The sequence below is a fragment of the Limnohabitans sp. TEGF003 genome (assembly GCF_055395455.1).
In genome coordinates, this window is sequence record NZ_AP029225.1 from 3083996 (window position 1) to 3106175 (window position 22180).

Below are 22180 nucleotides of genomic sequence, written 5' to 3' on the forward strand. Positions count from 1 at the left end.
CGCCCATGCAAAAACTTCGTGTGGTCATTGTCAGCCCGGCCTTGGCCGACGCCAACAATGGCAATTGGCAAACGGCGCGCCGCTGGCAACAGCTGCTGTCTGCGCATTCTGCCCGCATCGTGCGACAGTGGCCCGATGCCCAGGCCAACACGGACGATGTGATGCTGGCACTGCACGCCCGCCGCTCGGCGGACGCGGTGCAGGCCTGGCACGACAGGCACGGCCAACGGGGCCTGGGCCTGGTGCTGACGGGCACCGACCTGTACCGCGACATTGCCCACGACCCGCAAGCGCAAAAGTCTCTGGCCCTGGCGCATTCCTTGGTGGTGCTGCAGGGGCTGGGGGTGCAAAGCCTGCCGCCCGAGCACCAGGCCAAGGCCCGTGTGATTTTTCAGTCCACCGGCACGCGCCAGACCTTGCCCAAAACCAAGCGCCACCTGCGCGTGGTGATGGTGGGGCATTTGCGCGAAGAAAAAGACCCGCTCACCCTCATGGCAGCAGCCCGACTGTTGCCACCCGACGCTGGCGTGTTCATCGACCACATTGGCGCAGCGCTTGACCCCGTGCTGGGCCATGCCGCTGAGGCCACGCAAGCGCAATGCCCCCATTACCGCTGGCTGGGGGCTGTGCCTCACGCGCAAACGCTGCGGCGTATCCAGCGCGCCCACCTGCTGGTGCACTGCAGCCGCATGGAAGGCGGGGCACATGTGCTGATGGAGGCGATGTGCAGCGGCACGCCCGTGCTGGCCTCGCGCATCGACGGCAATGTGGGCCTGCTGGGTGAGGATTACGCGGGCTACTTCAAGCCCGGTGATGCCGCAGGCCTGGCCGATCTGCTGATGGCTTGCCGAGCGCCGCAGACCGGTCACAACCTGGTGGCACACTTGGGGGATCAGTGCGCCTTGCGCGCACCCTTGTTTGAACCTCAGGCCGAACGCGCCGCCTTGCACCGCTGGGTGCAAGACCTCTGGACCCATTGAATGCAATCATCCCATCAACCTGTTTTGCGCGACCTGGTGCTGGTCGGCGGCGGCCACAGCCATGTAGGTGTGCTGCGCATGTTCGCCATGAAGCCCGAGCCCGGTGTGCGCATCACCGTGATCTGCACCGACATCGACACGCCTTACTCGGGCATGTTGCCCGGCTACATCTCAGGCCATTACAGTTTTGACGAGGTGCACATCGACCTGGGCCGCCTGTGCGCCTTTGCCGGTGCACGCCTGTACCACGACGCCGTGGTCGGCATCGACCGCAAAAACCAGAAAGTCATTTGCCAAAACCGCCCACCCGTGGCCTATGACCTGCTGTCCATCAACATCGGCTCCACGCCGCAGGTGCAACACATCGAAGGCGCACCCACGCTGGCGGTACCCGTCAAACCGATTGCGCAGTTCAACCAGCGCTGGCTGGCCCTGCTGGACAAGGCGCGGCAGTGGCCTTCGCACAGGGGTCGCATGACGATTGCGGTGGTGGGCGGTGGTGCGGGGGGCGTGGAGCTTTTGCTGTCCATGCAGTACCGTTTGCGCCACGAACTCAAGGCCCTGGGGCGCAGCCCCGAAGATTTGAAATTTGTGCTGCTGACTTCAGGCGACACGATCTTGCCCACGCACAACCCAGGCGTGCGCGCACGCTTTGCCAAGGTGCTGCAGGAGCGCAACATCGAGGTGCACACCCACGCCGAGGTGGTGCAGGTGTCGCCGGGCTGTTTGCACACGCGTGACGGCCGCACCTTCGATGCGGATGAAACCATGTGGGTCACACAGGCCGGTGGCCCGGTCTGGCTGCAAAGCACGGGTCTGGCGCTCGATGACAAAGGCTTCATCCTCGTTCACCCCCAGTTGCAATGCCTGAATGACCCGCTGGTGTTCGCAGCGGGCGATATTGCCTCGTTGGTGGAACGCCCGCTGGAAAAAGCCGGTGTGTTTGCCGTGCGCATGGCCAAGCCTTTGGCCGAGAATTTGCGCCGCAGTTTGCGCGGCCAAAAACTGTCGGCTTACCACCCACAACGCCACTGGCTGGCCCTGATCTCGACCGGCAACCGTTATGCGGTGGGTTCGCGTGGGCCTTGGGGCTTTGGCGGTGACTGGGTGTGGCGCTGGAAGGACCGGATCGATCGGCAGTTCATGCGCCGCTTCACCGAATTGCCCGACATGGCAACCCAAGCGCCTGGCACCAATTTGCAGACTGCCATGCGGTCGATGGGCCAACTCCTCAAGGACATCCAGGCGCAAGGCAAAGCCCCCACCACGCGCCTGAGCCTGACATCCGAGGAGTCCTTGCAGGCCATCTCGGCCATCGCCATGCGTTGCGGCGGCTGCGGCGCCAAGGTCGGTGCCAACATCTTGTCTCGCGCACTGGGCAGCTTGCAACCGGTGGAACGACCCGATGTGCTGATCGGCTTGCACTCGCCCGACGACGCGGCCGTGGTGCGCGTGCCGCCCGGCATGGCCGTGGTGCAGACGGTGGACTTTTTCCGGGCCTTCATCGACGACCCGTATCTGTTTGGCAAAGTGGCGGCGAACCACGCGCTGGGCGATATTTTTGCCATGGGCGGCGAGCCGCAAACGGCCACCGCCGTGGTCACCGTGCCGCCGGGCCTGGAAAGCAAGGTCGAAGACCTGCTGACGCAGATGATGGGTGGCGCCATCGAGGTGTTGAACGCCGCAGGTTGCGCCCTGGTGGGCGGACACACAGGCGAGGGTGCGGAGCTGGCCCTGGGCTTTGCCATCAACGGCCTGATCGACGAGAAGATGGGCAGCGTGATGCGCAAGGGCGGCATGCAGCCGGGTGATGTGCTGCTGCTGACCAAACCCATGGGCACCGGCACCTTGTTTGCCGCACACGCACGCCATGCGGCCAAGGGCCGATGGATCGCAGCCGCCTTGCAATCGATGGAGCAATCCAACCAGCAGGGCGCTGCCATTTTGCGCACGCATGGTGCCACCGCCTGCACCGACCTGACCGGTTTTGGTCTGCTCGGCCACTTGGTGGAGATGACCCGGCCATCTGGCGTGGACGCCGAGCTGAACATGAGCACGCTGCCGCTGCTGGACGGTGCGGTGGACTGTGTCAAGGCGGGCATCGTCAGCTCCTTGCAACCGGCCAATGTGCGGCTGCGCCGCGCCCTGCGCAACGCGGATGAGTTTGTGAGCGACCCGCGCTACCCGCTGCTGTTTGACCCGCAAACCGCGGGTGGCCTGCTGGCCAGCGTGCCCGCAGCCCAAGCCGCTGCCTGTGTGCAGGCGCTCAAAGCGGCAGGCTACGTGCACACCGCGATCATCGGCCGCATCACCGCGCAAGGCGAGGCCATTGAGCCGGTGTTGCTGAAAACCTGAGCGGCTCCAACGACATGACCACAGAACACTTCACCCACCCCATCACACTGAACGCCGACCTGAACCAGCGCTGCGTCGTGCACAGCCCCTCGCTCGACTGGGTGGACTCCCCCTCATCGGGCGTGTCGCGCCGCATGCTTGAGCGCGACGGCGGCGAAGTGGCCCGGGCTACGTCCATCGTGCGTTACGCGCCGGGCTCGGCCTTTGCCAGCCACACGCATGGCGGGGGTGAAGAAATTTGGGTGCTCGACGGCACGCTGCACGACGAGCACGGGGTGTACGGCCCCGGCACTTACATCCACAACCCGGTGGGCAGTTCGCACGCGCCGTCCTCGCCCGGGGGCTGCACCTTGTTTGTGAAGCTGCGCCACCTGGACCCCCGCGACGACAAACGCGTGGTCATCGACACCCGAAGCAGCGAATGGCGTCAGGGCCTGGTGGAGGGCCTCAAGGTCTTGCCCCTGAACACCTTCGAGACCCAAAACACCGCGCTGGTGCGCTGGGCACCGCAGACGTTTTTCAATCCTCACCGTCATTGGGGTGGCGAGGAGATTTTTGTCATCGAAGGCGTATTCTCGGACGAGCACGGCGACTACCCCGCAGGCAGCTGGCTGCGCAGCCCGCACATGAGCCAGCACCAACCGTTCAGCCGCGAAGGCTGCTTGATCCTGGTGAAAACCGGGCACCTGGTGTGAACATGAGCCAACGCACGTCCCCCATTCGCGCCGTGGTGTTCGACGCCTATGGCACGCTGTTCGATGTGTATTCGATCAGCGCTTTGGCCGAAAAGCTTTACCCCGGCCAGGGCGCAGCCCTGTCGGTGATCTGGCGCGACAAGCAGATCGAGTACACGCGGCTGATTTCGCTGAGCGACCCCAATTCACAGGGGAGTCGGCATTACCAATCGTTTTGGGACATCACACGCGCGTCGCTGCGCTATGCCCTGGCGCGTTTGGGCTTGGTGCACACCCAGGCTCATGAGGACGCCCTGATGGCGCAATACGCCGAACTCACGGCCTTCCCGGAAAACCTGGGTGTGCTGAAGGCCCTGCGCCAACGTGGCATCGCCACGGCGATTTTGTCGAACGGCAGCCCCGAAATGCTGCAATCGGCTGTACGCAGTGCGGGCATGGCCGACCTGCTCGACGCCGTGTTGTCGGTGGACAGCGTGCGCCAGTTCAAGACCACCCCCACGAGCTACCAGCTGGTGCAAGACCGCTTGGGCTTTGCACCCGCTGATGTGTTGTTCGTGTCCAGCAACGCCTGGGATGCGCTGGGTGCCACCTGGTTTGGCTTCACCACGCTGTGGGTCAACCGCCAGGGCCTGCCACCCGAGGCCATTGGCCCGGCACCGCACCACACAGGGCACGACCTGACCGAGGTTCTGCAGGTCTTGCAGTTCCACTGACAGCACCCTTACCCCGACTACCGCTGTTTGGCTCAACACCCCACGCCATGCACACCTGACCATGACCCGCCCCACATCCTCCAAAGGCCAAACACGTCCGCTGGATCACATCACGGTGGTCTCACTCGAGCATGCCATTGCCGCCCCTTTTTGCACACGCCAACTGGCCGATCTGGGGGCGCGTGTCATCAAGGTCGAGCGGCCCGGCACGGGCGACTTTGCCCGCGCCTATGACCAGCGTGCGCGAGGCTTGTCCTCGCATTTTGTGTGGGTCAATCGCTCCAAAGAGAGTCTGGCGCTGGACCTCAAAGAGCCTAAACACCTTGCAGTGCTCAAAGCCTTGCTCTGCAAAGCGGATGTGCTGGTGCAAAACCTGGCGCCCGGTGCCACCGCCCGCATGGGACTGGACGCCACAACGCTGCTTGCACAGCATCCGCGCCTGATCGTGTGCGACATTTCAGGCTACGGCAACGATGGCCCCTACCGAGACAAAAAAGCTTATGACTTGCTGATCCAGAGCGAAGCCGGTTATTTGAGCGTGACCGGCACACCCGAGCAACCCAGCAAAAGCGGCAACTCCATTGCCGACATTGCCGCAGGCATGTACGCCTACAGCAACATTTTGTCTGCGCTGTTGCAACGTGACAAAACCGGTCAAGGCTCACACATCGACGTGTCCATGCTGGAATCGCTGACCGAATGGATGGGCTTTCCGATGTATTACGCGATGGACGGCGCAACACCACCTCCACGCAGCGCTGCAGCACATGCCACGATTTACCCTTATGGCCCCTTTCAGGTGGGTGGTGAGCTCGGCACCCAGGGCGAGCATATCGCCACCGTGATGCTGGGCCTGCAAAACGAACGGGAATGGGTGCTGTTTTGCGAGCATGTGTTGCTGCAGCCAGCACTCGCCCGCGATCCGCGGTTTGAGCACAATGCACTGCGCAACGACAACCGTTTGGCTTTGCAAGCGATCATCCTTGACACCTTTGCACGGCTGACCTTGGCGCAGGTCACCGAGCGGCTGGACCGGGCCTCCATTGCCAATGCCCGCATGAACACCATGGCCGACTTGTGGGCACACCCGCAGCTGCAGGCCCGCGCACGTTGGACACACGTGCCATCCCCCGCTGGCGAACTGCCCGCCCTGCTGCCACCCGGCAGGCAAAGCGCGTTCGATTACCGCATGGACCCAATCCCCCGGGTGGGCGAGCACAATGAGCCGATCCTGAGGGAACTGGGGCTGCAGCTTTAAATGGCCCAAACCTGGTGCCAGAGCCAGCGCGTGCCTGAAAACTCAAGATTCCTGACCTGCTGCCGATATCAGGATGTGGTTGATTGTTTTGGATGCACTGGCCTTGGACTGTTGATGAAAAACTGGCGTCTTTCCCTGCTCGGCCTTGTCATGGCGATGCTGGCCCTTCATTTCCCTGCGCAGGCTCAGGCCCGGGCAGGCGGATGCCTGGTCGCCGAATTCAGATCGCTGGCCTTGCTGACCCACGATGTGGGCGAGCGCATTGCCAAAGTGAACGCCTGGCTGAAACAAAAAGGCCCGCGCTGCACGCAAGCGCAGCTGGCCGCCATTGCCTCCAACCGCGCCACATGGCTGGGCACGGCCGACACGATTGAAGTGGCGGGCCACGTCGACGGCTTGATCGAAGCCAAAATTGCCAACGATCCCGACATGATGGCGGCCATGTACACCTCCAAAGGCAAAGAAGCCCGCGCCTCTGTCGAGGTCACACAGCCACCGCCTGCGCCTGCACCTGTGGTGCCGGCAGCGGCCGGCCTGCCAGCCCCTGCCGCCGCAGGGAACACGGTGCAGCCCGTCATCGTGCAAGCGCCCATGGCGGCTTTGGCAGACAAACCCGAACCGCCTGACGCGTTTTTTGGTCGTCGGCAAAAAGCCCAGATTCTGGAGTACTACGAAGAAAACAGAGGTCCAGGCGAATGCCCAAGGGGCATGGTGAAACGTGGCGACAAGTGTGAGTCCAAACTCAAAGAACGGGATTGGAAGCTTCGCCAACCGCTGGCCTCTTCTGAAAAACCCGAGGACTTGCCCACCCCACTGTTGCTCAAGCTCGGCCCACCCGCGCCTGATCACCAATTCAAACGGGTCGGCTTCGACATCCTGATGTTGAAGGGTCCCCAAAACATCGTGACAGATGCCGTCCTCGACCTGGGCGGTATCCAAGTCAAAGCAGACAAAAAAGAAGAGCCGCCAAAAAGCTGATCGCTTGCGCCCGTGGTTCAACGGGTCCAGTCCAGACCCTTGACCCAGCCCACACTTTGGCGACCTGTGTTGTCGCTGTCGGCACCGATCAACACCGCAAGCACTGAGGGTACCGTGGCGCCTGTGGGCAGTTCATCGGCAAACAGCTTGGCAAAGTCAGCGGCCACGTCGCGCGTTTCGGTCTGCCACTGAGACAAGGGCGCGTCCTTGCCTTGCAGGGTGATGAAGCGCACGCGCTGGGTGTAGGGGTTGGCACCTTGCAAGCCTGCTGGGTAGGTGCTGTCCCACACATAGCAAAGGGTAGCGGCCGGCAAGTCTTCGCCACTGACGGTGCGGGCGATGCGCAACAAGGTGCGCTCCACAAAAGGCACGCGCTCCAGCGGGTGGTCGAACATCACGCACACCTTGAGTGCCGCATCGTCACCCGCTTTGGTCAGGATATCGGGCGCCGCTTTGCCACCGGTGAGCGGCTGGTCCAGCCGCCAACGCCATTGCAGGCGACCTGCCGCAACTTGGGGTGCATCGTGGACCCAGGTGCCATACGACGCACGGGTGCTGACCTTGAGTGCGCGCTCGCCTTGCACATCGGCCAGTTCAAAGCGCGTATGCGGAATGTCAACCTTGGATTTGGGAAAGCCCACAAAACGCCAAGTGCTTGGCGCAGCGCCATCGGGTGGCACCAGAGGCGAAAGGCTTTGCGCACTGAAGCAAGGTGTGGCGCAGGCCATGCTCAGCGCCAGCAGCGCGGGGATGGGTTTCAACAAGCGGTTCATCCACGCCGCCAATCGTGGAACTTCTTCACCCAAGCCAGCAACTGTTGCGGCGCGTGGGCCCGCTTCCATTCACCGGCCGCGTATTTGTTGGCCTCGGCCATGGTCGGGTAGGTGTGGATGGTGCCCAGGATTTTGTTGAGGCCCAGGCCATGCTTCATGGCCAGCACGTATTCGGCCAACAAGTCACCCGCGTGTGCGCCCACGATGGTCACGCCCAAAATGCGGTCCTTGCCCGGCACGGTGAGCACTTTCACAAAGCCGTGGGCTTCGCTGTACGGCCCTTCGTCGCAAATCGCCCGGTCCAGGTCGTCGATGCCGTACTTCGTCACCTCGTACGCGATGCCTTGGGCTTGCGCCTCTTGTTCGTTCAGGCCCACTCGCGCCACCTCGGGGTCGATGAAGGTGGCCCAAGGGATCACGCGGTAATCCACCTTGAAGGACTTGAAGTCACCAAACAGCGCATTCACCGCCGCATACCAAGCCTGGTGCGCGGCCGTGTGGGTGAACTGGTAAGGCCCGGCCACATCGCCTGCGGCGTAGATGTTGGGGTAGAGCGTTTGCAAATACTCGTTGGTGTCCACCGTGCGGTGCGTGGGCACGCCAATGTCTTCTAAGCCGTAGCCTTGCAGACGGGCCACACGGCCCACGGCGCAGACCAGCGCGTCAAAAACAATCTCCACTTCTTGCCCCTGTGTGGAGGCCACCAAAATTTTGTCTTCACCCCGGCGCTCGCAGCGCAGCGCCTTGTGCCCGGTGAGCACCCGCACGCCGTCGGCCTGCAGCGCGTCGCGTGCCAACGCAGACACCTCTTCGTCCTCCCGCACCATGATGCGATCGCCCATCTCGACCTGCGTGACCTGGGCACCCAGGCGGGCAAAGCTTTGCGACAGCTCGCAGCCAATCGGCCCACCACCCAGCACCACGATGCGCTTCGGAGTATCGTCCAGCTTGGCAAACTCGTCCCACAGCGTGTCGCTGGTCACATAGCCCACGTCATCGAGGCCCGGCAAAGGCGGCACGATGGGGCGTGCACCCGCCGCAATCACGATGCTGCGCGCTGTCAGGCGCTGCACCTGGCCGTTGTTCAAAGTCACTTCCACTGTCCAGGGGTTCACCAACTTGCCGTAACCCTGCAGCACCTCCACACCCAAGCCGGTGTAGCGCTCCACACTGTCGTGCGGCTCGATGGCTTTGATCACATCGTGCACACGCTGCATCACCGCCTTGAAACTGAAGCTGGGCGCGGTGTCGCTCAGGCCGTACTTCGCGCCGTGGCGCATCTGGTGGGCCAGCTTGGCGCTCTTGATCAAGGCCTTGCTTGGCACGCAGCCATAGTTCAAGCAGTCACCGCCCATCTTGTGGGCTTCAATCAAAGTGACTTTGGCCTTAACCGCGGCGGCAATGTAGGCCGAAACCAAACCTGCAGCGCCACCGCCGATCACGATCAGGTTGCGGTCAAAAGTCTTGGGGCGCACGCTGGCCCAGCGGGCATAGACCTTGCGCTTTTGGATGGCCGCCACCACACGCCGCGCCAACAAGGGGAAGATGCCCAGCAACACAAAGCTGCCCAAAAGCGCCGGGCTCAGAATGCCCCGCACCGAGTCCAGCTGCGCCAGTTGCGTGCCCGCATTCACATACACCGCCGTGCCCGCCAGCATGCCCAGCTGGCTCACCCAGTAATAGGTCCAGGTCTTCATGCGCGTCAGGCCCATGAGCAGGTTGATCAGGAAAAACGGCACCACCGGGATCAGGCGCAAAGTGAAGAGGTAAAACGCGCCCTCTTTGTCCACACCCGTGTTGATGTCGGCCAAGCGCTGACCAAAACGCGCTTCGACCCACTCGCGCAGCACAAAACGCGAAGCCAGAAAAGCCAAAGTGGCACCGAGGGTGGAGGCAAACGACACCAGCAGCAAGCCTTGCCACAGGCCAAAGACCGCACCGCCCGCCAGGGTGATGATGACTGCGCCCGGAATCGACAAAGCCGTGGCCACCACATAAATCAAAAAGTACACCGCTGCCACCATGAACGGTTGCTGCGCATAGAGCTGGTCAAAACTGGCTTGGCTGGCCTTGAGCTGCTCAAAGCTCAGATAACGCCCCAAGTCCAGGGCGACAAAAGCGCCGATGGCCAAGACCAGCAAGAGCAGCAAAAGGGATTGACGAAAGCGCATGAGAAGAAAACTCCGGGATGACCCCATGATTTGAACAGTGAGCAGCTACTGATTGTTGATTCGACGCCACAGGGCGATAGGTTACAGCCCGCGTCAGGAACTTCCCTTAGCTTGAAGTCGCCGATACCCACACACCACCCGCATCCCCGTGGTGATGGCACACAACCCAGCAAACCCATAAGCCAACACAGCAAAGTGTTCAGGCCAGATGCACATGGCGGCGAAGACGGTGATGGTCTCGGTGGCTTCGGTCAGGCCGCCTAAAAAGTAAAAGCTTTTGCCCGGCAAGGCGGTGTCGGTCAGGCCGCGTTTTTCGGCCAGTGCGGCAAACGCCAAAAAGCTGCTGCCGGTGCCGATGAAGCTGGCGAGCAAGGCGGCGGCGGGCAGTGCGTTGGCGCTGGGGTTGGCCACCGCAAAGGCCAGGGGGATGGCGGCGTAGAACACAAAGTCGAGTGCGATGTCCAGGAAGCCGCCCGCGTCGGTGGGCTGGGTCAGGCGGGCCACGCTGCCGTCAAGGCCGTCGAGCAAGCGCGAGGCCAGCAGCAGCGCCAAGCCCCACCACCACGCTTGCAGCGCAATGGCCACGGCGGCGGCCATGCCGATGGCAAAGCCCAGCCAGGTCAGCGCGTCGGCACTGATGCCTGCGCGCACCAAGCCGCGTGCAGCGGCGTTCAGCGCGGGGCGCAAGAGGGTTTGGGCGTGGCGGTCAAACATGGCTTGGGTTTTCTTCGATGGCGCGCAAGTGCACCACGCGCTGCGGGTCGGCCACGTCTTGTTCGTCGTGTGTGACCAGCACCACCGGGATGCGCCGCTCGCGCACATGCGCAAACACCCATGGGCGCAGCTGGGCGCGCAAGGCGGCGTCGAGTTTGGAAAACGGCTCGTCCAGTAACAAGGCTTGTGGCTCGGCTAACAGCGCCCGCATGAGCGCGACGCGGGCGCGTTGCCCACCCGACAAGGTAGAAGGATCACGCTCACCCAAACCCAACAACTCCGCCTCTTGCAGCGCTTGCTGCACACGCGCTTGGCGCTGTGCTGGCGGCAAGCTGCGGGGCACCGCAAAAAGCAGGTTTTCAGCCACCGTCATGTGGGCAAACAGCAAAGCATCCTGAAACACCAAGCCGACACCGCGCAGGTGCGTGGGCAGCAGCGTGAGGTCGCGGCGATTCAACCGCACACGGCCCGAAAACTGCAAAGGCTGCAAGCCTTCGGACACGCTGGCCAGCGTGCCTGCGATGGCCGCCAGCACCGAGCTTTTGCCGCAACCGCTCGGCCCCATCAGCGTGAGGATCTCGCCAGCGGGCACTTTCAGGTGCAGATCTTGCACCAAGGTCTGCGCCACCGTGCCCAAGCATTCGATGTCGATCTGAAGTCCCGCGTTCATGTGTTGTCTTTCATCCGCCCGATCTTCTCAAATTGGCGTGGCCTGCCCAGCCAGCCCGCCAAAGCAAAGGCCAACACGGGCAAGAGCATCTGCAAGGCCGCATAAGCGCTCATGAGCGAGCGCTGCGCACCCGACGCCAGCGTCACGGCTTCGGTGGTCACCGTGGCAAAGCGCCCCGCCCCCACATACAAGGTGGGCAAATACTGCGCCACGCTGACAGCAAAACCCACCGCCCAGGCCGAGGCGATGGCGCGCTGGAGCAGCGGCCATTTGATGCGCACCAACTCGGTCCAGCGGCCCTGACCCAAGCTGGCCACCACGGCCGATTGGCGCGGATCGACCGCCAAATAAGCGGGTTCCAAGGCCAACAGCACATACGGCAACACCATGACCGCATGAGCCAGCAGCAGGCCCAGCCACTGCCCCTCCAGCCGCCACTGCAGCGCCACGCTGTAGAGGCCCACCACCCACAGCACCGAGGGCAACACCAGCGGCAGCAACCACCAAGGTCGCAAAGCTTGTTGCCAGCGGCGCGGTGTCCGCTCCAGCCAGGCCACCGACCAAACCAGGCACACACTGGCAGAGGCCGCCGCCAAACCCAAGGTGGTGCCGACCGTGCTGACACTGCCCAGCACCTGCGACCAGGCATCCAGGGTCCACAAGGATGGCCAGACCTGCGGAAAAGGCCAGACACCCGAGACGCTGCCCACTGCGAGTGCGAACCAGACGGCGAGGTAGGCACCGCCGATGGCGAGCGCCAGGCCGGACATTCGACCACGCGAGAGGCCTGCTGCTGAATGCCCATGTTGGCTTGAATGACCATTCGGCTGCAGGGGCAGCCTCCCACAAAAACGCCCAACCCAAGGCAGCATTTTTTGTGGGAGCGAGCCCCTGCTCGCGAATTTGTGCATGGCCGCGACCACTCGCAACGCCATCACAGTGAGCACGCCCGCCAGCAACACCGTGCCCGTCAGCCACCCCGCCGCCGCTGCGCCTTGCGCCTGCATGGCCGCATCGGCATCACCCAGCCATTGCCAGGCCAGCACCGCCAAAGTAGGTGGCGTCGCAGGGCCGATGATGAGCGCCATGTCCACCACCGTGAGGCCATAGGCCAACACCGCCAGCAGCGGCCAGCGCAAACGCGGTGCCAGCTGCGGCCAGACGACTTGGGCAAAGGATTGTCCGGGGGTGCGACCCAGAGTTTGGGCCAAGGCAAATTCAGCCTGCCAGCGGCGGCGCAGATCTTCACGTTGAAGTTGCGTGGCGGCCACCCACAGCAAAAACGGCACCTCCTTGAGCCACAGCGCCAAAATCAAGCCCAAGCCCCACGGGTCTTGTGTGGTCAACCAAGACGGCGGCGCATCAAACCCCGTGAAGCCCGGCGACGCAAGGCGCAAAGCCCAGCCGCTGGGCGAGAGCCACAACACCAGGCCAATGGCCAAGGCCGCGTGTGGCGTGGCCAGCAAGGCAGGCACATGGGTGAGCCAGCGGGCCAATTGCTGCCGAATGAAACCATGGGCCAACAAACGCGCCACCGTCCACCACACCAGCACGGTCGAGGCCAGCCCGGTCCACAACGTCATGCCCCAGGCACGCAGCGTTTGCGGATCGGCCCACAGGGCTTGCCAGGCTGGTGCATCGAACACTTGCGATGCCGCAGCCCACAACGCCCAGCCCATGGGCAGGCCAGCCAGTGCAGCCAGCAACACGGGGCCGAAGAAGCTCACGCCCCGAAGGTCGGAGCTTCAGCTCCGACATTGGCGGTGATCGGACCCCATGTCGGGGCTGAAGCCGCCGACCTACAAAAACAAGCAGCGGCCGTCTCAGACGCCATAACGGCGGGTCCACTCTTTTTCGAGCGCGTCCACCCACGAGGCATGGGGCTCGGGCAACACGGGTGCCGTCACGGCCACTTGACCAGGACGCGTTGCCGATTGAAAACGCGCACGCTCGGCGGCAGGCAAGCGGGCCACGTCCAGCACCGTCGGGTCGCCCCACACGTCGATGTCGGCCTTGCGCGCTTGCGCGGCGGGTGACAGCAAAAAGTTCGCCACCACTTGTGCGCCCGCTTTGCTGGGTGCGTTGTAGGGGATGGCTACAAAGTGCGTGTTGCCAATCGTGCCCTTGGCGAACTGCCAACTCTGCACCGTGGCGGGCAGGCGTTTGGCGGCGATCTCATTGGCCGCTTCATTGGGGTTGAACGTCAAGGCCATCACCAATTCACCATCGGCCATCATCTGGCGCACGGCTGCCGAGTTTTGCGGAAACTGTTTGCCACCGCGCCACAAATGCGGGTGCAGCGCATCCAAAAAGCGCCACAGCGGCGCGGCCTGCGCCGCCAAAGCCGCGGGCGTCACGGGCTGGGCCAACGCTTTCACGTCCGGCGCGTGTTCGATCAAGGCCTGCTTGACGAAGGTGGTGCCATGAAAGTTGGGCGGGCGCGGGTAGGTGATGCGCCCGGGTTGGCTGCGGGCCAAGGCCAGCAACTCGGCCATGTTTTGCGGTGGTTTAGGCAGACGCTGGGCATCAGCAAAAAACGTGAGCTGAGCCATGCCCCAGGGCGATTCGAGACCCTCAGTGGGCACCGAAAAATCGACCAGCGTGGTGGGCTTGCCCACGGTGTCTACCCACTGGAAGTTGGGCAAAGCTGTTGCGAAGGGCGCAGACAACAAACCATCGCGCTTCATGGCGGCAAAGTTCTCGCCGTTGATCCAGACCAGGTCCACCGTGCCCTCGGTGTCTTTGCGGCCAGCTTGCTTTTCGGCGCGAATGCGTTTGACCACATCGGCCGCATCGCTGATCTTGACGTGCTGCAGCTTGACGCCAAAGTCGCGCTGCAACTCAGCCGCGGCCCATTGCAAGTAAGCGTTGATGCGTTCGCTGCCAGCCCAGGCGTTGAAGTACACCGTCTGGCCACGGGCGGCACGCTCGGTGTCAGCCCAATCGGCCTTTTGCGCTTGTGCCCAAGTGGGGGCGACCAAGGCAGCTGCTGCAGCGAAGGCTTGGCGGCGGTTCAGAACAAAAGATGGATGGGTAATGGCAACTGGAGTGAAATGCATAACTTGAGATCGAAAAAGATCAACGGAGGATATCTGTCGGCCCGAACTGTAGACCATTCAGGTTTTGGATTGCAGGAGCAGCCGAGAAAACAACGTATCCATCGACAACCGACCCGGCCCCATGAACACCAGCGGCAGCAGCATGGCGATGTAGATCACGGGGAGCTTGAAATTGCCAAAGCCATCGTTGGTCAACGCATAGCCCTTGAGCAATTCACTCAGGCAGGACCACGACTCGGGCCAGTGCACGCTGAGCATGGCCACCACGGTGAGCACGATCAATGAAGCCGAGAAAAAGCGCGTGCCCAATCCGATGACCAGGGCGATGGCCCCCACGATCTCAAAACCGGTGGCCAAGGCCCAGTTGAGGTCGGCAGGGATCAGCTTGAAAGGCCAAGGAAATTGATCTTGGATGTCGGCAAACCAGTTGCTGCCGTGCAGCTTTTCAAAACCAGCTTCGCCAAACTCCCAAGCCAGCAGCAATCTCAAGCTGAGCAGGCCGATCCAAAGACCGAGCAAATCGAGTGCATGGATACCGCGACGGGCGAGTTGAAAGGTGCTGTTCATGTGCGTGTGCCCAACAAGACGCCTTGCTCGCGCAGGCTGATGAGGAGTTGTTGTCCGAAGCCTTGCAAGGCTTGCGGATCTGGGTGGTTCATGTCGGTGGCCAGTTGCGCAAAGGCTTGTTGGCCGCTCAGGCCTTGATCCAGCAGGCTCAGCACATGGGCCGTGACGGCGTTGATCTCGGTAAATTGCACATTGAGCTGCGCATCGCGAAACACCACCAAAAATGTGGGCTCCGCCTGGCGCGGCTGCCAGTCGGGGCCAATGCGGTGCACGGGCCAGGGGCTGACCACATCCACCCGTGCGGGGTTGAGGCACACGCTTGCCCGCATCATGTCGCCCTGCGGGTCGTGCGGGGGAGGCGTAACGTCCATCACATCCACCGCCAGTTCGGCCCATTCGTAACGCGCCAGATCGGCCAGCCAGACTGGCAAGGGCTGGGCGATGTGGTGCTCACTCAGGTAGCGCACAAACTCGCGCGGGATCTCGCGAAACCAAGGCGTGTGCGAAGGCCAATCGCGGTAAAAAGTGCGGCACAGCCTGCGCCAGCGAGCATCGCCCAGCAGTTGTCGGCTGACAGGAAAGCAGCTGTCTAAAAAACCGCAAACGTTGTTGAACAGCAGATCGTTGTACACGCCCATGCGTCGCTTGGGCATGCCCGGTGGGCGGCGTGTGTGGTGCGGATCGCGCAGGTGCGCGGCCATCTGGTGCTGGAATTCTTGGAAGGCCAGCATCACGCCACCTGCTTTGTTGTGGCTTGGGCTTGCGTACCAGTTGGATCACCAAAAGCTTGGTGCTGCAAGTTCGCGATGTGCGCCACCTCTTGAGCCAGGATTGGCAGATCGGGGATGTTGAAGTCGCGCTCCAGGCAAGTGGGCACCGGGTGGCCAATACGTTGGTAAGCGGCTTGCAGCAGTTGCCAGACCGGATCGATCACGTCGCTGCCATGGGTGTCAATGACCAAGCCGTCTTCTTCGACATAGTGCCCGGCCACATGCACATAGCAGGTGCGCTCCAGCGGCAGCTGCGCCAGATAGGCGTGTGGGTCAAAACCGAAGTTACGGCTGTTGACATAGATGTTGTTCACATCCAAGTGCAGCAGGCAATCGGCTCGCTCGACAACGGCCCGTACAAATTCGGGTTCGGTCATTTCAGCCCCCGGGGGCGCGATGTAAGTGGATGCGTTTTCCACGCCGATGCGCATGCCCAGAATGTCTTGTGCGCGGGCGATGCGCTCGGCGGTGTAGCGCACGGCTTCTTCGGTTTGGGGTATCGGCAGCAAGTCGTACAGGTGGCTGTCGTCAGCGCACCAGGACAGGTGTTCGGTGAACAGGCGCATGCCGTGTTCGCGCATGAAATCGCGTGTGCGGCGCAGCAGGATTTCATCCAAGGGGCCGGGGCCTCCCAAAGACAAAGACAGGCCGTGGCACACAAAAGGGTAGCGCTCGGTGAAGGCACGAAAATCGCGGCCTGCCCTGCCACCCATGCCTGCCCAGTTTTCCGGGGCCACTTCAAAAAAGCCGATGCTCTCGGGTACCCCTTGGTGCAAAGCCGGGATCAACTCACGTCGAAAACCCAAACCTGCCCGTGGGGCCAGCGTGTTGTGGTGGGTATTGGAGGGCATGTGCAGGGCGCTCAAATCAGGGATGGGGTTGAGACAGGTCAGTCAGCCCCTAGGGCGCACCCGATGGCGGGCACAACCCAGGACACTGACTGCCCTTGTGCGAACGGGGCGTCTTACTTCTTCTTGTCGCCGCCGCATTTGCCTTCGCCGCACTTGCCGTCTTTGGCCTTGCCTTTGTCGCCACCACACTTGCCCTCGCCACACTTGCCATCTTTGGCCTTGGTGGTTTTCTTGTCGCCGCCGCACTTGCCTTCACCGCACTTGCCGTCTTTGGCTTTGGTGTCGGCTTGGGCCACTTGGTAACCGGCGTCCAGGGTCTTAGCGGCAAAGGGGTTGCCAGCAGCGTGTGCGGGCAGCAAGGTGGCTGCGGCAAAGGCTGAGCCCAAAGCGATGGTGATGAGGTGTTGCTTGTTCATGAAATGCTCCTGAAAGTTTGAGGTGAGGTTGTTGACCGCTTTGAGCTGTACCGCGTGGCACTTGTTCATCGCTGTCGTGGTGTAATCCGCGCCGGAACATTCAAAAGTTACGAAAAATGCATGCCATTTGTTTCATTTTGTATCTGTAACTTTTCCACCCCTTTGGACGAACTGACTTGAGCGAAAGCCTGCAAAAACAAGAAGCTGAACTGCACTCTGTATGGATGCAATCCCTGCAAGGGGACTCCGCCAGTTACCAGCGTGCCCTCGGCCTCATGAGCAGCCACGTGCGGCGCTTTCTGCAAAAACGGATGCCATCCCAACTCAGCGATGTCGAGGACCTTGTGCAAGAAACCCTGATGGCCATCCACCAAAAGCGCCACACCTACCAAAGTGACCAACCCTTGACGGCCTGGATGTATGCGATTGCGCGCTACAAATGGGTGGACCATTTGCGCGCCCACGGCCGCCGCGAAGGCCTGCATGACGACATCGACGACTGGTCCGAAACCCTGGCCGTGGACAGCGATGAAGCCGCCAGCGATACACACAAGGACCTGGACGTCATGCTGGCCGATTTGCCTGTGCGCCAACGTGAAGCCATTGAGCACACGCGTTTGCTGGGTTTGTCCATCACCGAAACAGCCCAGCGGACCGGGCAAAGTGAAGCCTCGGTCAAAGTGAACATCCACCGAGGCCTGAAAACCCTGATGGCCAAATGGGGAGCGAAGTCATGAAAACAAACGACCTGATTGCCTTGCTGGCCAGCGACACACTGCAGCCGCAAGTCCCCGTGCGTCAGCAATTGCTGCGCAAACTGTTGCTGGGCGCACTGGTCTGTGGTGTGCTCCTGTTGGCCGTATGGGGTCTGAACCCGCAGATGGACGAGATGGCACTGCACCCTGCTTTTCTCACCAAGATGCTGTGGCTGGCAGCCCTGATGGTCTTCAGCTTGTATGGTTTGTTTCGCCTGGCCCGGCCCGGCGTCGGGGCCGGTCACACCGTGTGGGGCATTGGCCTGACGCTGCTGGCCATGCTCAGCTTGGGTTTGGTGCAACTGCTGCAAACCGGTGCAGGCTTGCGCACTGCGCAGTGGATGGGCGACTCCTGGCAGGTTTGCTCGGTGAGCATCGTGGCTTTGTCTATGCCCATATTGGGCGCTTTGCTTTGGGCCTTGCGCCAGCTGGCCCCAACTCGCCCGGTGCTCACGGGTGCAGTGGCGGGCATGTTGGCAGGCAGCTTGGCGGCCAGCATTTATTCGCTGCACTGCCCCGAAACTAGCCTGACGTTTTTCGCCGTCTGGTACGTGGCGGGCATGGCCTTGGCCACGGGTTTGGGCGCCCTGCTCGGTGGGCGCTGGCTGCGCTGGTAAGCGCACGGCTTTACGCCACGCCTGGCAGCTGAGCGAGCGTTTTTAGACCTCGCTAGCCAGTGGCAAATTGAGCAACAGGTTTTGCGGTTTGAGCTTGAGCAAGCCTTGCTCGTTCATGGCCAAACCCAAATACACCAGTTTGCCCTGCACGTCGGCACGCATGTCTTGCGGGTTGTCAAAACGCAATTTGAACAGGCTGATGAGTTGCTGCTGGCGTTTGTTGTCCAGCTCGACGCCTTGGTAGAGGTCATTCAGCAAAGCGGTGGCCGTCACGTCCAGACCCACATGCCAACGCCAAGCCGGGTCGTCGACTTTTTGCACCGGCTCGATGCTGACGGCCACGCCCAAAAAGTGCTGCACCCAACGAGCCAGCACCACCGACAAGGCCTTGAGCCCAGAGCGGGCGTTGACCATGCTCAAAATCAAACCGTGCGGCAATTCGTTTTGCAGCTCGTGCGTCATGTCGAGCAAGAACGCATAGCGGCCCAGGCCTTCGCGCTGCGCAAAATAGCGCTCGGCGTTGTCCGGGTGCAGCACCTTCACATCGACCGCTTTGAGCGTGGCGCCGCCCTCCATCAAGAGGCGCCCCATCTCGCCCAGGCCACCTGTGGATTTGAGGCTATCGAGTGTGTCGCTGTCGCCCGACAGCACGCGACCGCCTTCGATGGTGATGCGCTGACGCCGAAACAGCAGCTCGGCCGCACGCCAGACCCAGGCGTCCTGCACATCGGTCAGCACATTGCACACGATGGCCTGCACCACGATGTCGATGAACAGCGGAGGCAGCTGAATGTTGCCGCTTTGCTGCCAAGCCATGTAGGCCGACTCCAGCGAACCAGCGGCTTGCACCTCATCGCGAAAGCGCAAGAACAGTTGGTAGTTCTCCCGCGCATCGTCGTCCTTGAAGGCCTGAAGTTGTGCAGGCAACACGGGCATCAAAGGATCATCCAACAGGGCCTGGTGCAAACGCTTTTCGGCTTTGCACGATTCGGGCACCAAGGCCAGCTCGGGGCGCTGCAACCAAAGCCGCCAGTAGTCGGGCGTGGGGGCCATCCAGCCACGCGCGTTGCGCGTCAGGTGTTGGTGGCCGCAGGCCGTCCAGAAGTTGAGCATGGCGGTCACAGGTTGGGGGCCAACAAACGCTGCAGATCTTTGACTTCCACACCGCTGCGCTGCGCCAGGTCTTGCACCTGGTCCTCACCCACCTTGCCCACGTTGAAATACTGCGCTTCGGGGTGGGCGATGTAAAAACCACTCACGCTGGCCGCAGGCGTCATGGCCAGGCTTTCGGTCAGGCCCATGCCAATGTCGTCGCATTGCAGCAAGTCGAACATCGCTTTTTTGGCGCTGTGATCAGGGCAGGCGGGGTAGCCGGGTGCGGGGCGGATGCCTTGGTATTTTTCGGCAATCAACTCTTCGTTACTGAGCGACTCGGCTGCCGCATAGCCCCACAGGTCGGTACGGACTTTCTTGTGCAGGCACTCCGCAAGCGCTTCGGCCAAACGGTCGGCCAGAGACTTGAGCATGATGGCGCTGTAGTCGTCGTGTGCGGCTTCAAAAGCAGCGGCGCGTTTGTCGGCGCCAATGCCTGCGGTGACAGCGAAGACGCCGACGTGGTCTGGCGCGGTGCCAGCGGGTGCCACGAAGTCGGCCAGGCAACGGCTGGGGCGCATGACACCGTCGATCATGTGTTTCTCGGTCTGCTGACGCAAGCCGCGCCAGGTCATGGCGACCTGACTGCGCGACTCGTCGGTATAGAGCGCGATGTCGTCGTCGTTCACGCTGTTGGCGGGGTACAGGCCCAGCACCGCGTTGGCCGTGACCCAGCGGCCATCGATGATTTTTTGCAGCATGGCCTGGCCATCGGCATACACCTTGCGCGCCTGCTCGCCCACCACTTCGTCGTCGAGGATCGCGGGGAAAGGCCCGGCCAAGTCCCAGGTCTGGAAGAACGGGCCCCAGTCGATGTACTGCGCGATCTCGGCGAGGTCGTAGTTCTTGAACACACGGCGGCCGATGAACTTGGGCGCAGCGGGCACGCCCTGGGCCCAATCGATCGGCGTCTTGTTGGCGCGGGCCTGCGCCAGCGTCCACATCGGCGTTTGTTTTTTGTTAGCGTGCTGCTCGCGCACCTTGGCGTAATCGGTGTTCAGGTCGGCGATGAATTTGGCCGCTTGCTCAGACAGCAAACCCTGCGCCACGCCCACGCTGCGCGAGGCATCGGGCACATAGACCACGGGGCCACTGTAGTTGGGCGCGATCTTGACGGCGGTGTGCACGCGGCTGCAGGTGGCGCCACCAATCAAGAGCGGCATTTGGCGCTCGCGGAAGTACGGGTCTTTTTCCATCTCACTGGCCACGTACTGCATCTCTTCGAGGCTGGGCGTGATCAGGCCGGACAGGCCGATGATGTCGGCATTTTCTTCTTTGGCTTTGGCCAAAATTTCGTGGCAGGGCACCATCACGCCCATGTTGACCACTTCGAAGTTGTTGCACTGCAAGACCACGGTGACGATGTTCTTGCCAATGTCGTGCACATCGCCCTTGACGGTGGCAATCACGATCTTGCCCTTGGCTTTCACGTCTTCGCCTGCGGCTTCTTGCGCGAGTTTTTCAGCCTCGATGTAGGGCAGCAAATGCGCCACGGCCTGCTTCATCACGCGGGCGCTCTTGACCACTTGCGGCAAGAACATCTTGCCCTGGCCGAACAAGTCACCGACCACGTTCATGCCGTCCATCAGCGGGCCTTCGATCACATGCAAGGGGCGACCGCCTTGGGCCAACACTTCTTGATAAGCCGCTTCGGTGTCTTCGTTGATGAAGTCGGTGATGCCATGCACCAGCGCATGCGAGAGGCGCTGCGCCACGCTCACAGGCGCATCGGGCGTGCCGCGCCAGGCCAGCTTGGTGCTCTCGTCTTTGGCCGCGCCCTTGGCGCTGTCGGCAATCTCCACCAGGCGCTCGCCTGCGTCAGGGCGGCGGTTCAGCACCACGTCTTCCACGCGCTCGCGCAGCGTGGGCTCCAGGTCGTCGTACACGCCGACCATGCCCGCGTTGACGATGCCCATGTCCATGCCGGCTTTGATCGCGTGGTACAGGAACACGGTGTGGATCGCTTCACGCACCGGGTCGTTGCCTCTGAAGCTGAAGGACACGTTGGACACACCGCCCGACACCTTGGCACCCGGCAGGTTCTGCTTGATCCAGCGCGTGGCTTCGATGAAGTCCACCGCGTAGTTGTTGTGCTCTTCGATGCCGGTGGCGATCGCAAAAATGTTGGGATCGAAGATGATGTCTTCGGGTGGGAAGTCCACCTCATCGACCAGCACGCGGTAAGCGCGTTCGCAAATTTCGATCTTGCGCTCGTAGGTGTCAGCCTGACCTTTTTCGTCGAACGCCATCACCACGGCGGCAGCGCCATAGCGCTTGACCAGCTTGGCCTGGCGCTTAAATTCGTCCAAGCCTTCTTTCATGCTGATCGAGTTGACAATGCCCTTGCCCTGGATGCAGCGCAGACCGGCTTCGATCACCGTCCATTTGCTCGAATCCACCATCACCGGCACGCGAGCGATGTCGGGCTCGCCCGCCATCAGGTTCAAAAACCGCACCATGGCCGCCTGGCTGTCGAGCATGGCTTCGTCCATGTTCACGTCGATCACCTGCGCACCGTTTTCAACTTGCTGGCGCGCGACGGCCAGCGCCTCTTCGTACTGGCCGTTCAGGATCATGCGGGCAAAAGCCTTGGAGCCGGTCACGTTGGTGCGCTCGCCCACGTTGACAAACAGCGACCCCTCGCCGATGGAGACAGGCTCCAGACCGGACAACTTCATGGGGGGAA

At 62.2% G+C, this 22180-nt stretch carries 20 protein-coding genes; 8 read left to right on the forward strand and 12 right to left on the reverse strand.

The genetic code is table 11. The features are described 5' to 3' along the window. Positions 1-5: 5 nt before the first annotated feature. The 6 genes from senB (at position 6) to ACZ5RT_RS14735 (ending at position 6979) form a co-directional block, all read left to right on the forward strand. Positions 6-980, forward strand: coding sequence for a selenoneine biosynthesis selenosugar synthase SenB (senB, locus tag ACZ5RT_RS14710; RefSeq protein ID WP_464452944.1), 975 nt, complete (start codon positions 6-8; stop codon positions 978-980). Beyond that, entirely contained in the window at positions 981-3335 is a 2355-nt protein-coding gene (selD, locus tag ACZ5RT_RS14715; RefSeq protein ID WP_464452945.1) for a selenide, water dikinase SelD, read from the forward strand. 14 nt (positions 3336-3349) lie between these two features. Then, complete coding sequence (locus ACZ5RT_RS14720; RefSeq protein ID WP_464452946.1) at positions 3350-4030, forward strand: cupin domain-containing protein; 681 nt, start codon at positions 3350-3352, stop codon at positions 4028-4030. Between the two features lie 2 nt (positions 4031-4032). Next, entirely contained in the window at positions 4033-4743 is a 711-nt protein-coding gene (locus tag ACZ5RT_RS14725) for a haloacid dehalogenase type II (RefSeq protein ID WP_464452947.1), read from the forward strand. A 61-nt stretch (positions 4744-4804) separates the two neighbouring features. Then, positions 4805-6001, forward strand: coding sequence for a CaiB/BaiF CoA transferase family protein (locus tag ACZ5RT_RS14730; RefSeq protein WP_291928202.1), 1197 nt, complete (start codon positions 4805-4807; stop codon positions 5999-6001). A gap of 114 nt (positions 6002-6115) precedes the next feature. Then, entirely contained in the window at positions 6116-6979 is an 864-nt protein-coding gene (locus ACZ5RT_RS14735) for a hypothetical protein (protein ID WP_291928199.1), read from the forward strand. Between the two features lie 17 nt (positions 6980-6996). On the opposite strand, the gene ACZ5RT_RS14740 is transcribed toward ACZ5RT_RS14735, so the two are convergent. From ACZ5RT_RS14740 to ACZ5RT_RS14785, 10 genes are all read right to left on the reverse strand, one after another. Then, positions 6997-7752 carry a DUF3047 domain-containing protein gene (locus tag ACZ5RT_RS14740; protein WP_464452948.1) on the reverse strand — a complete coding sequence of 252 codons (756 nt, stop codon included), beginning with the start codon at positions 7750-7752 and terminating at the stop codon, positions 6997-6999. Beyond that, positions 7749-9923, reverse strand: a complete 2175-nt coding sequence (locus ACZ5RT_RS14745) for an FAD-dependent oxidoreductase (RefSeq protein ID WP_464452949.1) — start codon at positions 9921-9923, stop codon at positions 7749-7751. The genes ACZ5RT_RS14740 and ACZ5RT_RS14745 overlap by 4 nt, the downstream gene beginning before the upstream one ends. 93 nt (positions 9924-10016) lie before the next feature. Next, positions 10017-10637: a CDP-alcohol phosphatidyltransferase family protein gene (locus ACZ5RT_RS14750; RefSeq protein WP_464452950.1), complete on the reverse strand. Its 621-nt coding sequence runs from the start codon at positions 10635-10637 to the stop codon at positions 10017-10019. Then, entirely contained in the window at positions 10630-11307 is a 678-nt protein-coding gene (locus ACZ5RT_RS14755; protein WP_464452951.1) for an ATP-binding cassette domain-containing protein, read from the reverse strand. Before ACZ5RT_RS14755 ends, ACZ5RT_RS14750 begins: the two co-directional genes overlap by 8 nt. After that, positions 11304-13034 (reverse strand): ABC transporter permease, encoded by a 1731-nt coding sequence (locus ACZ5RT_RS14760; RefSeq protein ID WP_464452952.1) that lies wholly within the window; start codon positions 13032-13034, stop codon positions 11304-11306. The genes ACZ5RT_RS14755 and ACZ5RT_RS14760 overlap by 4 nt, the downstream gene beginning before the upstream one ends. A 96-nt stretch (positions 13035-13130) precedes the next feature. Beyond that, positions 13131-14366, reverse strand: a complete 1236-nt coding sequence (locus ACZ5RT_RS14765) for an ABC transporter substrate-binding protein (protein ID WP_464452953.1) — start codon at positions 14364-14366, stop codon at positions 13131-13133. Positions 14367-14423: 57 nt separating this feature from the next. Then, entirely contained in the window at positions 14424-14933 is a 510-nt protein-coding gene (locus tag ACZ5RT_RS14770) for an HvfX family Cu-binding RiPP maturation protein (protein ID WP_464452954.1), read from the reverse strand. Beyond that, on the reverse strand, positions 14930-15664 hold the full coding sequence (locus ACZ5RT_RS14775; RefSeq protein WP_464452955.1) for an HvfC family RiPP maturation protein: 735 nt from the start codon (positions 15662-15664) through the stop codon (positions 14930-14932). The genes ACZ5RT_RS14770 and ACZ5RT_RS14775 overlap by 4 nt, the downstream gene beginning before the upstream one ends. Then, a complete protein-coding gene (locus ACZ5RT_RS14780) occupies positions 15664-16554 on the reverse strand; it encodes an HvfB family MNIO-type RiPP peptide maturase (RefSeq protein ID WP_464452956.1) in 891 nt (296 codons plus the stop codon). Before ACZ5RT_RS14780 ends, ACZ5RT_RS14775 begins: the two co-directional genes overlap by 1 nt. Positions 16555-16667: 113 nt before the next feature. Continuing rightward, positions 16668-16970, reverse strand: coding sequence for an HvfA family oxazolone/thioamide-modified RiPP metallophore (locus tag ACZ5RT_RS14785; RefSeq protein WP_464452957.1), 303 nt, complete (start codon positions 16968-16970; stop codon positions 16668-16670). A 176-nt stretch (positions 16971-17146) separates the two neighbouring features. Between ACZ5RT_RS14785 and ACZ5RT_RS14790 the strand changes: the two genes are divergently transcribed. Continuing rightward, a complete protein-coding gene (locus ACZ5RT_RS14790; protein WP_464452958.1) occupies positions 17147-17707 on the forward strand; it encodes a sigma-70 family RNA polymerase sigma factor in 561 nt (186 codons plus the stop codon). Next, positions 17704-18342: an NrsF family protein gene (locus ACZ5RT_RS14795; RefSeq protein ID WP_464452959.1), complete on the forward strand. Its 639-nt coding sequence runs from the start codon at positions 17704-17706 to the stop codon at positions 18340-18342. Before ACZ5RT_RS14790 ends, ACZ5RT_RS14795 begins: the two co-directional genes overlap by 4 nt. A 42-nt stretch (positions 18343-18384) precedes the next feature. Here ACZ5RT_RS14795 and ACZ5RT_RS14800 read toward each other — a convergent pair whose 3' ends face one another. Both ACZ5RT_RS14800 and metH read right to left on the reverse strand, forming a co-directional pair. Continuing rightward, a complete protein-coding gene (locus tag ACZ5RT_RS14800; RefSeq protein ID WP_464452960.1) occupies positions 18385-19455 on the reverse strand; it encodes a DUF6352 family protein in 1071 nt (356 codons plus the stop codon). Between the two features lie 5 nt (positions 19456-19460). Further along, entirely contained in the window at positions 19461-22172 is a 2712-nt protein-coding gene (gene metH / locus ACZ5RT_RS14805; RefSeq protein ID WP_464454225.1) for a methionine synthase, read from the reverse strand. Between the last annotated feature and the right edge of the window lie 8 nt (positions 22173-22180).

Coding starts and splice junctions, on each gene's coding strand:
- selD (WP_464452945.1), top strand. CDS start 981: ATGCAATCATCCCATCAACCTGTTTTGCGCGACCTGGTGCTGGTCGGC.
- ACZ5RT_RS14770 (WP_464452954.1), bottom strand. CDS start 14,933: ATGAACAGCACCTTTCAACTCGCCCGTCGCGGTATCCATGCACTCGAT.
- ACZ5RT_RS14795 (WP_464452959.1), top strand. CDS start 17,704: ATGAAAACAAACGACCTGATTGCCTTGCTGGCCAGCGACACACTGCAG.
- ACZ5RT_RS14800 (WP_464452960.1), bottom strand. CDS start 19,455: ATGCTCAACTTCTGGACGGCCTGCGGCCACCAACACCTGACGCGCAAC.
- metH (WP_464454225.1), bottom strand. CDS start 22,172: ATGAAGTTGTCCGGTCTGGAGCCTGTCTCCATCGGCGAGGGGTCGCTG.
- ACZ5RT_RS14750 (WP_464452950.1), bottom strand. CDS start 10,637: ATGTTTGACCGCCACGCCCAAACCCTCTTGCGCCCCGCGCTGAACGCC.
- ACZ5RT_RS14730 (WP_291928202.1), top strand. CDS start 4,805: ATGACCCGCCCCACATCCTCCAAAGGCCAAACACGTCCGCTGGATCAC.
- ACZ5RT_RS14725 (WP_464452947.1), top strand. CDS start 4,033: ATGAGCCAACGCACGTCCCCCATTCGCGCCGTGGTGTTCGACGCCTAT.
- ACZ5RT_RS14775 (WP_464452955.1), bottom strand. CDS start 15,664: ATGCTGGCCTTCCAAGAATTCCAGCACCAGATGGCCGCGCACCTGCGC.
- ACZ5RT_RS14780 (WP_464452956.1), bottom strand. CDS start 16,554: ATGCCCTCCAATACCCACCACAACACGCTGGCCCCACGGGCAGGTTTG.
- ACZ5RT_RS14745 (WP_464452949.1), bottom strand. CDS start 9,923: ATGCGCTTTCGTCAATCCCTTTTGCTGCTCTTGCTGGTCTTGGCCATC.
- senB (WP_464452944.1), top strand. CDS start 6: ATGCAAAAACTTCGTGTGGTCATTGTCAGCCCGGCCTTGGCCGACGCC.
- ACZ5RT_RS14720 (WP_464452946.1), top strand. CDS start 3,350: ATGACCACAGAACACTTCACCCACCCCATCACACTGAACGCCGACCTG.
- ACZ5RT_RS14765 (WP_464452953.1), bottom strand. CDS start 14,366: ATGCATTTCACTCCAGTTGCCATTACCCATCCATCTTTTGTTCTGAAC.
- ACZ5RT_RS14755 (WP_464452951.1), bottom strand. CDS start 11,307: ATGAACGCGGGACTTCAGATCGACATCGAATGCTTGGGCACGGTGGCG.
- ACZ5RT_RS14785 (WP_464452957.1), bottom strand. CDS start 16,970: ATGAACAAGCAACACCTCATCACCATCGCTTTGGGCTCAGCCTTTGCC.
- ACZ5RT_RS14740 (WP_464452948.1), bottom strand. CDS start 7,752: ATGAACCGCTTGTTGAAACCCATCCCCGCGCTGCTGGCGCTGAGCATG.
- ACZ5RT_RS14735 (WP_291928199.1), top strand. CDS start 6,116: ATGAAAAACTGGCGTCTTTCCCTGCTCGGCCTTGTCATGGCGATGCTG.